The sequence below is a fragment of the Clostridium sp. CTA-6 genome, from assembly GCF_054768115.1.
The window spans coordinates 292,940-308,859 of record NZ_BAAAAU010000001.1 but is presented as its reverse complement, the minus strand read 5'-3'; the positions used below and the strand labels follow the sequence as shown (position 1 = coordinate 308,859).

Here is a 15,920-nt window from a genome sequence, read left to right as displayed (position 1 = left end):
AATACATATAATACTCATATTAATTTCACAATTATTGTAAATCATTATACTATTTTAGTATAATAATATTTTTTACAATAATTTTCTTTAATTTTATTTACATATTTTCTAGACACATAAAAAAAGACATATTAAAATAATACTTATAGAATAAAAAATACTGACATCTATAATAAGCTAGAAAATTATTTTATATTATAATTTTTTATCTATTCTTTTAAAGGAGAGTTGCTATGAAAAAATACAAACAAATATATATCGTCCTATCATTGACAGGTTCAAATTTTGGACATCTTATAAAGTTTTATACAAAGGAGCCTTACTCCCATGTTTCCTTAGCTTTTGATAAAGAATTAAGGGAAATGTATAGTTTTGGTAGGAAATATCCTAATAACCCCTTCATAGCAGGGTTCGTTAAAGAATCTTTGGACAAGGGTGCATTTCTTAAGTTTAAAAATGCTGAATGTACCATATATTCCTTAGATATTACGGAAAGTAACTATTATAAGTTAAAAGAAATAATTGAAAATTTTAAAGAGGAAAGTGATAAATATAGTTATAACCTTCTAGGTATATTAGGCCTAATAATTGGTTATCCATTAGAAACAAAGTATAAATATTTTTGTTCTCAATTTGTTTCTCATGTACTTATGGAATCCGGTGTACAATTATTTAATAAACCTCCTGGTCTTACAACTCCTCAAGATTTTAGAATATATGAAAATAAAAAAATTATATATAGCGGAAAGCTTAACGAATATAATAATTATGCTTACACCCTTTAGCAGAAAATAAACTATATTTTCAAAATTATAAAATAAGAAATATTGTAAATATGTTTTTTAATATAGAGATTTTTTATAAAAATAAAATCCCTATTCAGTTATGACTTTGACATAACTAAATAGGGATAAACAAATATAAAAAATATTTTTATTAAATATTTTTCACTCCTAAATAAGTTCCATTCTCATCTATATATTTTACTCTATTTTCAAATTTAACCTTTGCCACTCCATCTACAAATTTTTCTGCTTTATCATAAATAGGTTTGATGATAAATTCACCTTCCTTATCTATATATCCCCATTTACCTTCTATTTCTACAGCTATTAAACCTTCAGTAATATCACCTACAGCATCAAACTTTAATGGTATTATCTCTGTACCCTCTTTATTTATAAAACCATATTTTTCTTCAAGACTTACCGCTGCAATACCTTCACAAAAATCAGCTACCCAATGATATTTTGTAGGTATAACTATCTCTCCATTTTTATCTATAAATCCATACCGTTCCATAAGTTCTACTGCAGCTAGCCCTTCTTTAAAAGTATGAGCTTCATAATATTTAGGCTTTATCGCCATATTTCCTGATTTATCTATGTATCCATATCTATCTCTTAACTTAACCGGAGCTAAATCTTCACTAAATTTTTTACCATAATCATAGTTAGCTTCTATAACCTTATTTCCTAGTTTATCTATATATCCTACCTTTCCTCCTGGTTGAACCATAGCTAAACCTTCACTAAAATCGCCAGCATCAAAGAACTCAGCCTTAATAGCAAAATCGCCTTTTTTATCTATATATCCCCATTTATATCCCAATTGTACCGCAGCTAAACCTTCACTAAAATCATTAGCTTCTTTAAATTGAGGAGCTACAACTATATTACCCCTAACATCTACATAACCTAATTTTCCTCCTTTATCTACTGCAGCCAATCCTTCTACAAAATCATAAACATCATCGTATTCAATATTAAGTATTTCATTCCCTTTTTTATCTATAAACCCAAAATAATCGTCTATAGCTACTACTGCTAACTCTCCTATGAATTCTTCAGCATAACTATACTTATTTTCTATACAAGTTTCGCCATTAGCATTAACATATCCATATTTACCCTTTGACTTTATTGGGAAAAGTTTTGTATCCATTGTCATATTTTTAAATCTCCTTTTTATATCTCCTTTAGCCTACTAAAGGAATTGTATTTGATTATTTTACATATAAATTATCTTTAGCTTCTAATAAGGTTTATTTAAAGGTAATATTCAAGCCTTATAAGCAACTTCTTAGAGGTTTGGTTTCTTACCGAAATAGCTCTTATTAACCTTGTTTTTAGAAAATCTTATACTCTAATAGAAAATCCTTGTGCTTTTGAAATTTTTCATTCACAACCGCAGCAACCAATATACATAGCATAATTTTCATAATTTTAAAACTCAAAAATCTTATATTTTTTTATAAAAAGAGGTGAAAAGTTTTGTGTTATATTCGTAAAACAAAACTATATGCAGATATACTTACTTATTCTCGAAAAATTATACCATAAAATGAATTTTAAAACATCAAAATTATCAAGGTTCATTTTTCTATTAGAATTCTATTAGAAAATAAATTTGCTAAATAAATTATTTTTACAATATTTTATTTATTCTGAATATTGACTTTTCTATGTATATATAGTATCATTTAATTAATCAATAGATAATATTTAATAAAAACTTTTCTTAAATTTAAAGTTCCTATCTATTGATAATAAAAAAGATTGGAGTGATTCCACCAAATAATTTAAACTTTATTCAATATTTTAAACTGTAGAAAGAAGAGGTATAGACCAATGGGAATTTAAACTTTAAAAATTATTTAAGTAAGTTCTAATTCAAATTATATATTCCCTGAAAAAATTATTTTATACTTTAAGTTTTCTATAATTAAATTAACCAGATATGTGTATATATTTGGAGTATTGAATTTGTTTAATGTTAAATTAGAAAAATTAGATTTATGTTTGCCTGTCGGTTGTAATTAAGATTTTAAATAAATTTTATAGAAAGGATGGTTGTTCATATTCAAATAGTTGAAAATGAGTTTATTAAATTAGAACTTACTAAGTGGCTAGTTTATATATGATAAGTACATATATAAACTAGCTACTATTATTTCTTTAGAATATTAAAGTCAATATAATAAATTCATATTTGTACTACATAAAAAAACAAAATAAATAAGAAGATTTGAAACCATGCTCATATTATTGAAAAACCCCATGGATTCCCATGGGGTTTTATAACACCTATTTAAATTTCAAATTTATTTACTACAGTATCTAATGTACTTGCTATTTCTTTTAAGTTTTCTGCAGTTTGAGCTATGCTTTCCATAGAAGCTGCCTGCTCTTCAACGGTAGCGGACACTTCCTCTGTGGATGCCGCAGATTCTTCTGCTATAGCAGATATGCCTTGGATAGCTGATAAGACTTCATCTTTATCTGAATCTACCTTTTTAACATTCTGCACTAATAGTTCTATTTGTTCTACTATACTTTCTATGGAATTTGTGATGTTATCAAAGGATTTTTTAGATATATCCATAGCCCCATTCACTTCCTCTACTACTCTTTGAGATACATCCATATTATTCTTTGTTTTATTGATTTCAAATTGTATTTCCTGCACTATATTCTCTATTTCTTTAGTGGAAGTAGAAGTTTGTTCTGCTAGTTTTCTTATTTCTTCTGCTACTACTGCAAAACCTTTTCCCGCCTCTCCTGCCCTAGCTGCTTCTATAGCTGCATTTAAGGCTAATAAATTGGTTTGCTCTGCAATAGATTGGATAGAACTTATTATTTCTCCTATAGAGCCAGACTTATTTGCTAACATATCTACGTTATTTCCTAATTCTTTATTCACTTTATTGTTTTCCTTAAATTTTTCTATAGTCTTTTCCATGGTTACTATGCCCTTTTGGCTATTTTCCTTTGTTTCTAAGGAATATTTTTTTACTAAATCCGCACTTTCATCTGTTATTTTAATCTCTTCTGCTAAAGTAAATAATCTTTCGGAACCATTTTGTGCATCTTTAGCCTGATCTACAGAACCCTGTGCCAATTCATCTACAGTTTTTGATACTGCCTCTATAGCTTGTACTGTTTCTCCTGTAGATTCATTTATTGATTGTGAATACTTTAAAACATCATTAGAAGAAATTTTTAATTTTTCTATAATATTTCTTAACTCTTCCCTTAGATGAATAACTGCTTTACCTATAATTCCTATTTCATCTTTATATGAATTTATATGATCATAATTATTGTTATCTTTTAAATCTAAACTTTTAGTTTCATTTACCAATTCAGTTATTTTTAAAATAGGATCAGATATTTTTTTAGCTGAATATATTGCAAATAATGTGGCCCCTATTAAACATAAAATCGTAATTGATATAAATGCAATTATTATATTATTTAAAGGTTTTTTAAACTCTGATAAAGGCACAGAAAACCCTATAGACCATTTAGCTGATGGTATCATTGTCCTTGCAAAAACTTTCTCTTTTTTATCATAATCTTTTAACATTAAGACTTTATTACTACTTGAATTTAAGGAACCTATGTCTTTTAAAGATCCATCCATAACTTGAGTTACATTAAATTTCTTTTCTTCATTAGGTTGAAAATCTTTATTTGCATGAACTACAAAATCATTATTTGCATCTAATAAAAATCCATAACTATTTTCTACAGGTGTAGCCCTTTGAACTATATTTTTAAGATCTTCTAAACTTATATCTATAGCTAAAACACCTATTACTTTCCCAGAGCTTTTAATAGGTTTTCCTATAGTTACTACCATTTTATTTACTGTTTCATCTATGTAGGGTGAAGAATAAGATATACCATTTTTTTGTATGACCTCTTTATACCAATCTCTTTCAGAACAATTATAGTCTGCTGATGGAACCCATCCATCACTAGATGCAAATTTATTATCATTAAACCCTGCATATATACATATAATATCTTTATTTCCTTTAGCTTGCTCTCTAAAATATTTCTTTAAATAATTAATATCATATTTATTATTATATTCAACATCTACTACCATAGAATCTATAAACTTTGTCTTTGTTAAAAGCCATCCTTCTATGATTTCTGAATACTTTTGTGATGCCATAGCAACTTTATTAGTTGATTCTTTCATTATTGCCTTATATGAAAAATAATAGCTTACAGAAGAACATAAAGCTACACTCACTATACAAACAATAGATATAATAAACAAGACCTTTGATTTTATACTTTTCATGATTTCCCCCTCTTTTGTTTAACAATTAATTTTTATACATTTTATTAAATCGTTATAAAAATAGGGTAGTTTATATATCAAATTATAGTGTTTTTTCTTATTTTTATAATTTTATTAAAATATTACCATTACTATTTTTCTTTATTTACTTTTGTCATATTATAATTTACAATTACTGAATTTTAACATTTACACTATTAGCAATTAACTAACCTAAAAAAACTTATATAAGTGTAAGAATTTTTTCATGTATAAATACTAATAATAAATGATATAACTCTATATTTATTAAACAAACTATGTAAAATACAACAAGACTTAATGAAAGGAAGATATTATATGAATGAAGATTTGAATTTTATAAACAGTTTCCCTAAATCTGTACCTGGTCAAGAACAACCAAAACAACCTGGTATAGAAGCTATTATGAATCCTAAACCTATTTTTGACAATCCTAACTACAAAGCTTCCGAAAAACTTATAAATAAAGTTTCCTTAATTACAGGTGGTGATAGTGGCATCGGTAGAGCTGTAGCTATAGCCTTTGCTAAAGAAGGGGCTGATATTTCCATTGTGTACTTTGATGAACATAAAGATGCAAAAGAAACTCAGGCTATAATAGAAAGTTTAGGTAGAAAGTGTTTATTAATTTCTGGAGATATTACGGATGATAATTTTTGCATAGATGCTATAAATCAAACTATAAATACTTTCAATAAACTAGATATCTTAGTAAATAATGCAGCTGTTCAATACATTCAAAATAGCATAGAAGATATAACAAAGGAACAATTAGAAAAAACCTTTAAAACTAATATATTCAGTATATTTTATTTAGTAAAGGCAGCTTTACCTCATTTAAATAGAGGTGCTTCCATTATAAATACAACATCTATAACAGCCTACAAAGGTCATGAAATTTTAATTGATTATTCTTCTAGTAAGGGTGCAATCGTAAGTTTTACTCGTTCTTTAGCATTATCTTTATGGAATAAAGGTATAAGAGTTAATGCTGTGGCACCTGGGCCTATTTGGACTCCTCTTATACCATCTTCCTTTGATACTAATTATGTAGAAACCTTTGGTTCTAAAACAACTATGGGAAGACCCGGTCAACCAGTCGAATTAGCTCCAACCTATGTATATTTAGCCTCTAATGAATGTTCCTCCTTTGTATCTGGTGAAGTAATACATATAAATGGAGGAGAAATCATAAATGGGTAACTACTATATATAATAATTTTACTTGTAATACTTTAACAATTTTAGGTAAGTATGAAATAGTAAATCATTTTAATTTAATTTTATATAATTTAAAATTAAAAAGCCTATGAAATCCTTAAACTTATAAGGACTTCATAGGTTTTTATCTTTTAAATCATCAGTACACATTTAAAAGCACCAATAAACAAAAAATTTTATTATTTTAATTATAATGTACTTATTGCTTCTTCAGCATTACATTCATTGTTCTTCTTTAGCTCATCATAAAAAACAGCTTCAGCAGATTTTATATAAGGAGTTATCCATAAAAATGCAATACTTATAGTTATAATTCCTAATAAATACCACAATATAAAACTTAAATATAATAAAAGTAATCTTGTCTTGTTTCCTTTCATCATAGCAACACTTTCCTTAATTGCTTTCATAGCTCCCATATCAGGATTATCAATATAGATATAATAAGTCATAGCATATCTAAATAAAATCATTGATAAGGCCACAGTTAAAGCTATAATTAAAAGTATAAAAATTGCTATCATCCATCCACTAAAATCATTACCATTACTATAAAAATTCATATTAGTTTTTGAAAATTCTCTAATTACCATAACAAAAATAATTACGAAGAAAGGTATAAAAAGCAATAATGACCATAAAAAACTGTATATACCTAGAACTATATTCATAATGAAAGTTCCACTAAAATGTTTAAACCCCTCAAATATATTTTCTATTTTATGGCTTTTATCTCTAACTAAATTCATAGAAAATCTAGTTATTCCATAGGTCATAGGACCTGCTAAAAGCAATTTTATAAAAAATATAATACCAGATGCTCCAAAGCCTGTATTCTCTCTAATTAAATAAGGATCATGTATATAATTTGAAATTTGATTTATATTATATACATAAGTTACAGAATACATTACTATATTAAATATAATGAACGTAATAACTGCTGTACCCCAATTCCCCTTTAAGGCTTCTTTAGCTTTAGACTTTATTTGAGAATTAGATAATATTGTCTTTTCTTCCATATTCGTCTCCTTTTGTGCATATTTTTTTCTTATTATACCATATTTTTTCCCCATTTCAAATAGTATTAAATTTTGTATTCATTTACAATAAGTATACAAAATAATCAGAAATTAATATTATACAACTTTTTATAAATATTTGAAACAAAATTAAAACTCTGTTTAGTTATATTTTTCAATAATTAAACAGAGTTTACTATTTATTTTTAAAATAAACAATTATAATTTCAACTTACTGCATGCAATATAAAATTTAACAAGAACATAATTGAAATTATATACATTGCATAAGAAATCTCCTTTGATTTTTTCCCTGATAACTTTACAATTGGATAAGCAATAAATCCAAAAGCCATACCATCTACAATACTAAAAGTTAGTGGAATCATAACTATAATTAAAAAAGCAGGGAATCCTTCTGAAAAATCATTAAAATCAATATTTAAGACATTTTTTATCATTAATCCTCCTATAACAATGAGTATAGGAGAAATGGCACTATTAGGTATAATTTTTATAATTGGAAGTAAAAATAGAGATACTAAAAATAAAATCCCTGTAAAAATAGATGTTAACCCACTTTTTCCTCCTGCTGTTATGCCAGCTGCAGTTTCTATAGTAGCTACTGTAGGACTTGTTCCCAAAAATCCACAAGTAATAGCAGATAATGAACAGGCCTCAAAAGAATTTTTAAATTTATTTTCTTCCTTTAACATAACATTTATATGACCATGTAAAAGCCCTAAATTTTCAAATACAAGCACTAGTGTTAATGAAAATACTCCTATCCAAAAGGTTATAGAAGTAATACTACTAAAATCCATTTTAAAGAAAAGCTCTTTATAAGCACCTAGTGAAAAGTTTGAAAAAGTAAGCTTTGCTATATCTAAAAGTCCAAAAAAATATGATATAATCGTTCCAACTATCATACTTATTAAAAAATTTCCTGGCACATTTTTTATAAATAATATTAATGTAATTATTAAATTAATAAAAGTTACATACACCATTGGATTATTAAAATGTGCTAATGCAACAAAAGTTGTATTACTTCCTATTACAATTCCACTTTTCTGTAATCCTATAAATGTAATTAAAATCCCAATTCCCACAGTTATAGCTTCCTTTAAGGAAATTGGGATCGATTCTGTAAGGGTTTTAGAAAACTTTGTAAAGGCTATTATGGAAAATACAATTCCTGATACAAATACCGCGGCTAATGCTTGCTGCCATGAAAGCCCCATAGAACCTACAATGGTATAGGAAAAAAGAGCATTAACTCCCATGCCTGGAACTAAAATTAGTGGAGCATTACTTATAAATCCTACCAATATACATCCTACAAAGGAAGATAATACGGTAGCTATTATTGCACCTTCTAAAGGTAGACCTGCATCAGATAATATAGATGCATTTACAGCAATTATATATACAATTGCAAAAAATGAGGTGAGACCTGCTAATATTTCTCCTTTAACTGTAGTGTTATACTCTTTAAGATTGAATAAACTGTTTAATTTATTTTTCACTTCTCCTTCGTCCTTTTCTTTTTATCCCTCTCCCACCCACATTATATTTTTATAATGCATTAAATATTATATTAAAAACAATTGATATAATCAATTATATTTCATGGATCCTTTATAAAATTCAATTATTACAAAACCAAATTACCCTCTTTATCAACTTCTGTGGCAATGGATTTTATATTGGACAACATATTTATAATTGTTTGTGACAACTGTGTGGCTTTTTTGCTATTTTCTTTAGCCTTCTCTGTGTTTCCATTCTTTATATCGTTTTTTACAACTTCCCCTACTTTATGTAACTCTTTATGTATATTATCTATTTTAATCCAAATTTCTTTTATTCCCTCATGTCTTGGCATAACAGAATTATAGAAATGGCCAAATCCACATTTTTGTCCATCCGTTTGTATTGGCTTTATTTTATTTTCCATAGCCATATTTTGGAGCTGCTCTACCCAATTTTCATGGGCCTTTATAGCATTATTTATGGCCACAATAAAATCTTTATTTGTAATCTTAAAGTGATTTTCCCCAGTTATATCACCACTTAGTTTAGCCAAATTAGACATTTCATCATCTATTTTATCCATTTCATCTGCTAGATATTTTATTTCTAAAGATTTTTCACTTAAGGCAGCAGCTTCATTACTTACTTCTTGTACATTTTCACCTATAATATCCATATTACTATTTATCTCTTCACTGGAAGCATTTATTTCTTCCATACTTGCAGCCAAAAGTTCTATGCTCTTTACTTCAGTATCTATAGATTCTCTAACTTTAGAAGATGATGCAGATATAGCTTCTGTATATTCTCCTAATTTATCTATACTTTCTATTGTATCCTTTACACTTTTGCTACTATTAGTAGAGCAAGTTCCTATATCATTAACAAATTCCTCCATCTTTTCTAATTGTTTCGATGTACTTTCGGAGAGCTTTCTAACCTCCTCTGCTACCACAGCGAAACCTTTTCCAGCTTCTCCTGCTCTTGCAGCTTCTATACTAGCATTTAAAGCTAATAGATTAGTTTTTGATGCTATTTCACTCATACCAGTAACTATAGTTTTCATATTTTCCAATATAGAATTTAACTCTGTCATATCTTTTTCCATAGATTGAGCCTTAAATTCCAATTCTTTATTTACATTTTTTACAAGTGCTAAATTCTTTTTATTTTCATCCATATGTTTTATTAATTCTATATTACCACTACTTATGTACTCAACGGTTTCTGCGTCATCTTCAATAGCTAATGTTATCTGCTGCATAGCCTCCTTTACTTCTTTAATAGATGAGTTTAAAACTCCAGAAGAATTATATAATTTATCCGCTGATTTTTTAAGATGCTCTCCAGAATAATCTAAGTTCACAGAGAATGTACTTATTCTAGTAGTAATTGATAATATTCCATTTATCATTTTTTTTACCTTAGGAGATATAACTCGTACTATTTTAGCTATACCCGCAGTAAATCTTACTATTTTATTTTTACTTGTAGACTTTTCTACTTCATCTAAAGCATGTACATTTTCATCATGAAAATTCTGTGATATTTTTATTATTTCCTTTTCAATTGTATTCTCTTTAAATATTCTCAATGATTTCACTCCTATTTTGCATATTTATTAATTACTTTTTAATTATACAAGAATAATTATTTGCTTTCAACTGCAATTAAATATCAATTTTAATTACAGTTTTACTTTTTATATAAAAAGAAAGTATGTATAAATATATTTAATTTTAATATATTAAATAAAAATATAGTAGACCTATGAATGAACTTTAGTACTCCTTCTTAATCTAAGAAGATTACAAATTCACCTAATTCCTCATAATATTTGAAGAATTAGGTGTAAAGCTTTAAGCTATATAATTTTTAACTTTTATAATATTTCTATTTTTAATGTAAACCCTTGGCACTCTCTTACTTATTATAGACATAATTTCTCCACTAGTCATGCCTACCTGAGATGATATATCCTCTGCATCATATTTTAAATTGTTAATATAATCCTTACCAATAATTATTGCTTCATCTCCTACTTTAACCTCTTTAATATCTGTAACGTCTATCATACATTGATCCATACATATGTTTCCAATAATAGGAGCATATTGCCCATTTATTATAACCTTGCCCCTATTTGATAAAAATCTAGTATATCCATCTCCATATCCTAAGGGAAGAATAGCAACCCTACTCTTCCTTTTAGTTTTAAATTTTCTATTATAACCAACATATTTGCCTGAATCTATGGTTTTTATATGCACAATATTGGCTTTTAAAGTCATTACTTGTTTAATGTGCAGATTTTCTTTATTTACCTCCATAGAAGGATAATATCCATATAATATTATTCCAGCTCTTACCCCATCTAAATAGGTATTAGGAAGATCTATAATTGCTGCACTATTAGCCATATGATGAATAGGGATTTTAATATTCATTTCTATTAATTTTTTTCTAAAGTGTTGAAACCTTTTAAATTGATATTCTGAATAACTTTTATCCTTTTCGTCTGAACTACTAAAATGAGAACATAGTCCTTCAATTTTAATATTAGATAGATTTTGTATCTTTTTTATTTCTTCTAAACTTTCTACTGTGGGATCAACTCCTAGCCTTCCCATTCCAGTATCAACTGCAATATGTGTCTTTACTATCCTGTTTTTCTGGCAAGCTGCTTTTGATAATTGGTATGCATAATCATAGGAAAAAACAACTGGTTCAATATTATAGTTTATTATATCCTCAAATAAGGGTGAAGGAGTAATTCCTAAAATATTAATAGGACAAGTTATACCGCCTTCTCTAAGCTCAATAGCTTCACTAAGACAAGCAACTGAAAGTCTAGTTGCACCGTTTTCAAGTAAAGTTGAAGCTATATCTACCGCGCCATGGCCATAACCGTTAGCTTTTACAACTGCAAAAATTTCTTTACATTTAACTTTATTTTTAATATTTTTCATATTATAAGATAGATTGTCTAAGTTTACTTCTTCCCAAACCGGCCTATGATTTCTAAACATAAATATCATTCCTCTTTCTTTCATATTCTTTTAGTTGTCTGCCATAATTTAAGAGCAAAAACCAATTTTGTGAAAGGATTGACTATATTCTATTTTATAATATTTATTTTAAGTTCAATATTTCTATACTAATATACGCTTAATACTTATTCAGTATTGTACTCCTTTAATATTGTACCTATTCTTTGTATTATCTGTATTGAACTGATTTTATATGAATTCGTTATTACATAGTAAATGTCCTCTTTTTTGTAAAATTTTATGTTTTAAATAAAAATAAAATCATATATTGCTAGAATTTCTAAGTTTATTTAAATAAAATTCTATGCAACATATAATTTTTAATAAATAAAAGGATTATTATTATAACAATTTTTTAAAGTTCCCTATAATTCCGAAACCTCTTTAAATAAAATTTATACAATTATTCTTATATTTATTAATAATCTTTATTTAAGCTTTTCTTCAAGTTCATAAATTAGGTTTATATATTTATCTTGTATACCTTTTTCTTTAGCTTCTTTTTCAATTCTTTTACAATCCTCATCTAATTTTTTTAAAGTTTCTTTAGATAGATTCCTTTCTGCAAATTTGTAAACTACATCGTCCTCTTTTTCTATATGCCTATACAATAAATCCGTATATGAAACCGCATTAGCTATTATATCTATTTTAGCTTCTTCTTCACCATTTTCTAAAGCTTTAAGAGCCTTTTCTAGATTTTGCATATATAGTCTCCCAAGATCATGTTCTACTAACATACCATGTTTTACTAACTTTTCTGTAGGTCCTTTAATTTCATCAACCATCCTATTAAATAAATAATCTTCTTCTTTTCCATGATGATGCTTATCTGCATAATTTCTTACAAAATCAATAATTCTATAAAAATCATTATAATCTACCTCTTTGTTTTTTAATACTTTAAAGCAATACTTTCTTATAACTGCTAACATACGCTTTATGTTTTTATGCTCATTTATCATAAGTTCAATTGAATTCATTTTTATTCCTCCTAAATTATTCTACAACTATTCTATTTTTTTATTGAATAAGTGTAATTTCCTAGGGATTCAAAATGGAACTCCTTATTTAAGGAATTTATAAAAGCAGCTATCCATGCTTCTCTTAAGCTATAAAAGTTTGCTACTTCACCACCTACAGCCTCCCAATGAGTAGTATGAAGACACTTATTAGCTTTCCAAGATATTTCATTTTCATTAGAATCTAAAATAACATTTACTCTATCACAAGGCATTCCTTCTAATATATAATCATTTAAAGCATTATACATATCCTCAGCATACATGGGATTATTTTGTTCTCTATACTCTAATGCACACTTTTCTCCTTGCTTTTTAAATATGTCCATTAAGTTTTTCTTATATTCTTTTTTCTCTTTCAATATAGCTGTAACCCAAGCCGCCTGTCTTACTTCTGCTGCATAAATTTTGTTTTGAAGCCATCCATGAATATTAGAAGTATCTATTATTTCCTCTAATGGTTTATTTTCAGTAGGATCACCATATTTTGATATAATTTCTTCTTTCCACTGTTCCACAGGTAAATTTTCACTCTCACCAAAATTTATTATTTCCTTTTCTAACTCTTCAAACCAAGTTATTTTATTATATAACCAATAATGTACCTTTCCTAAATATAAGCTCATAACAATACCTCCATATATGAAATTTTTCTAAAGCTTAAAAGGAGCCTACTTATAAGTAATACCTCACTCCATTTGAGCCTTATTTATATTTTCTCCTTAATTTTATGTTTATATTTTATATCACTTAATAATTAAATTCTGTAACAGATGTTACCAAAAATTTAGATGGAATAAAACTTTATCTAAATTAAGGTTCACTTTATATAACTAGTATAAGTAAAAAGAGTTTGATATACTCTAAAAACTTTAAGATTCTATAGTATCAAACTCTTTTATGTTATTTATTAAATGTGAAGTTATTAATCATTTTATATTATATTTTTTTATTTTTCTATATAATGTAGATCGACCAATATTTAATAGTTTTGCAGCTTTAGCTAAGTTTCCATCACACTTTTCTATAGCATTTTGAATATTTTCTTTTTCTAATCTTTTCATAGGAATAATATTTATATCTTGATTTTCATTATTTATTTCTTTAAATACATTTTCTTCAATATAGTAAGGTGAAATAGTATCTAGATCACTTAAATAATAATCTCTTTCCACCACATTCCTAAGCTCTCTTACATTACCTGGCCAATCATAATCCTTTAATTTATCTATATATGATTTTTTAACTCTTTTATTTTGTTGTAAATTTTTTTGGTTAAGATTTCTTACAAAACTGTTAACCAAAACTTCTATATCTTCTTTTCTATATCTTAGTGGTAATATTTTTATGTTTATTACACCTAACCTATAATAAAGATCCTCTCTAAAATTTTTCTTTTTCATCTCTTCCTTTAAATTTCTATTAGTTGCTCCTATAACTCTTACATTTAATTGTTTTTCATAAGTTCCTCCTACTCTTATAATCTTATTGTTATCCAACACCCTTAATAATTTTGATTGTATATCTAAAGGTAATTCTCCTAGCTCATCCAAAAATATCGTACCTCCATCTGCTAGCTCAAATTTTCCAGGATGCCCTTCCTTTGAAGCTCCAGTAAAAGCACCTCTTTCATATCCAAAAAGTTCACTTTCAACAAGTTCTCTAGGTATAGATGCACAATTTACAGCTACAAAAGGCCCTTCTTCTCTCATACTATAATTATGTATAGATTGGGCAATTACTTCTTTTCCCGTGCCACTTTCTCCTTCAATAAGTATATTGCACTGACTTTTAGCAGCTTTCTTAGCCATTTCGATCATTTGGATCATTTTATCATTTGCAGTTAATATATTATTAAAAGTATAAGTGGCTTTATATCCAATTACTTTATTAACTAATTTATGAACTAAAGTAGCCTCTCTAAAAGTTATAACAACACCTGTAACTTCTCCATTAGCCTTTATGGGAACTGCATTTATAATACATTTAATTCGATTATCTTTTATATAGAAATCCCCCTCTATGTTACTATAACTTTTATAACTTTCTTTTAAAATTTCTTTAATACTAATATTTTTTAATATACTGTCAATATTTATACCTAAAACATATTCACTACTTATAAATAAAATTTCTTCAGCTCTATGATTTAATCTTTTTACATTTAAATTTTTATCTAAAATAATCATACCCTCAGAAATAGAATCAAATGTTATATTTATAAGATTATAAGACATAGTTAAAGCCAATTGTTTTTCTATAGCTTGTGCAGAAGCTGTCACAATACCAAGTGTATGAGAATGAGCATTATAATAATTTCCAGACATATTTAAACATCCTATTATATTTCCACATTCATCATGAATAGGACAGGCTGAACAAGTCCAGGAATGCTGATTTATACAAAAATGCTCTGAACCAATAGTTTGTATAGGTTTATCTAAATAAAGAGCTGTCCCTATGGCATTTGTTCCAACAGCTTCTTCAGTCCAAAGAGCACCCTTTACAAAATTCAATTCATCTACTCTCTTCATTATGTCTTTATCTCCAATTACTTCAATTATATATCCATTCTTATCTGATAACATTATTGCAAAATCAGAACCTTCAACAATATTATATATACCTTTCATTATAGGTCTTGCCACTGAAATTAACTCTGCATTTTCTTGAACCTTAAATTCTACTGGAACCTTATTTTTACTATTCCCCCGACCATTCATGTGCTCTACACCGTAATTTCTACATCTTTTCCAAGATTCTGCTATTTCAGGCCTTACTTTATTATCTACATATTCAGTTTCAATAAATTTTTCCCAAGCATTATGTATAAATTTTAAGTAATCCTGCACACTCTCACCTCGCAAAATAATTTTAAATATTGAGTAAATACTCAATTATTCATGAAACAAATCTAATTTTACAAATACGTATATAAATCTATCAAAATT

The 15,920-nt window shown here is 27.0% G+C and carries 11 protein-coding genes; 2 read left to right on the top strand and 9 right to left on the bottom strand.

Annotated elements, in window-relative coordinates; translation table 11 throughout:
- Positions 1 to 233: 233 nt before the first annotated feature.
- Entirely contained in the window at positions 234 to 785 is a 552-nt protein-coding gene (locus ACYUDJ_RS01295; protein WP_043031900.1) for a hypothetical protein, read from the top strand.
- Positions 786 to 936: 151 nt separating this feature from the next.
- Here the strand turns inward: ACYUDJ_RS01295 and ACYUDJ_RS01290 are convergent, their stop codons facing one another.
- Both ACYUDJ_RS01290 and ACYUDJ_RS01285 read right to left on the bottom strand, forming a co-directional pair.
- Positions 937 to 1,950, bottom strand: a complete 1,014-nt coding sequence (locus tag ACYUDJ_RS01290; RefSeq protein ID WP_043031899.1) for a WG repeat-containing protein — start codon at positions 1,948 to 1,950, stop codon at positions 937 to 939.
- 1,140 nt (positions 1,951 to 3,090) lie between these two features.
- A complete protein-coding gene (locus ACYUDJ_RS01285; RefSeq protein ID WP_042385044.1) occupies positions 3,091 to 5,097 on the bottom strand; it encodes a methyl-accepting chemotaxis protein in 2,007 nt (668 codons plus the stop codon).
- A 339-nt stretch (positions 5,098 to 5,436) separates the two neighbouring features.
- Between ACYUDJ_RS01285 and ACYUDJ_RS01280 the strand changes: the two genes are divergently transcribed.
- Positions 5,437 to 6,321, top strand: coding sequence for an SDR family oxidoreductase (locus ACYUDJ_RS01280; protein ID WP_080333517.1), 885 nt, complete (start codon positions 5,437 to 5,439; stop codon positions 6,319 to 6,321).
- 206 nt (positions 6,322 to 6,527) lie between these two features.
- On the opposite strand, the gene ACYUDJ_RS01275 is transcribed toward ACYUDJ_RS01280, so the two are convergent.
- The 7 genes from ACYUDJ_RS01275 to ACYUDJ_RS01245 form a co-directional block, all read right to left on the bottom strand.
- Positions 6,528 to 7,361 carry a DUF975 family protein gene (locus ACYUDJ_RS01275; RefSeq protein WP_043031897.1) on the bottom strand — a complete coding sequence of 278 codons (834 nt, stop codon included), beginning with the start codon at positions 7,359 to 7,361 and terminating at the stop codon, positions 6,528 to 6,530.
- A 227-nt stretch (positions 7,362 to 7,588) separates the two neighbouring features.
- Complete coding sequence (locus tag ACYUDJ_RS01270; RefSeq protein ID WP_043031896.1) at positions 7,589 to 8,890, bottom strand: NCS2 family permease; 1,302 nt, start codon at positions 8,888 to 8,890, stop codon at positions 7,589 to 7,591.
- Between the two features lie 128 nt (positions 8,891 to 9,018).
- Positions 9,019 to 10,491, bottom strand: a complete 1,473-nt coding sequence (locus ACYUDJ_RS01265; RefSeq protein ID WP_043031895.1) for a methyl-accepting chemotaxis protein — start codon at positions 10,489 to 10,491, stop codon at positions 9,019 to 9,021.
- 265 nt (positions 10,492 to 10,756) lie between these two features.
- Positions 10,757 to 11,926 carry an alanine racemase gene (gene alr, locus ACYUDJ_RS01260; protein WP_043031894.1) on the bottom strand — a complete coding sequence of 390 codons (1,170 nt, stop codon included), beginning with the start codon at positions 11,924 to 11,926 and terminating at the stop codon, positions 10,757 to 10,759.
- A 449-nt stretch (positions 11,927 to 12,375) separates the two neighbouring features.
- Positions 12,376 to 12,930: a hemerythrin domain-containing protein gene (locus ACYUDJ_RS01255; protein ID WP_043031893.1), complete on the bottom strand. Its 555-nt coding sequence runs from the start codon at positions 12,928 to 12,930 to the stop codon at positions 12,376 to 12,378.
- A gap of 32 nt (positions 12,931 to 12,962) precedes the next feature.
- Positions 12,963 to 13,595 carry a hypothetical protein gene (locus ACYUDJ_RS01250; protein ID WP_003486156.1) on the bottom strand — a complete coding sequence of 211 codons (633 nt, stop codon included), beginning with the start codon at positions 13,593 to 13,595 and terminating at the stop codon, positions 12,963 to 12,965.
- A gap of 303 nt (positions 13,596 to 13,898) precedes the next feature.
- On the bottom strand, positions 13,899 to 15,821 hold the full coding sequence (locus ACYUDJ_RS01245) for a sigma-54-dependent Fis family transcriptional regulator (RefSeq protein WP_043031892.1): 1,923 nt from the start codon (positions 15,819 to 15,821) through the stop codon (positions 13,899 to 13,901).
- Between the last annotated feature and the right edge of the window lie 99 nt (positions 15,822 to 15,920).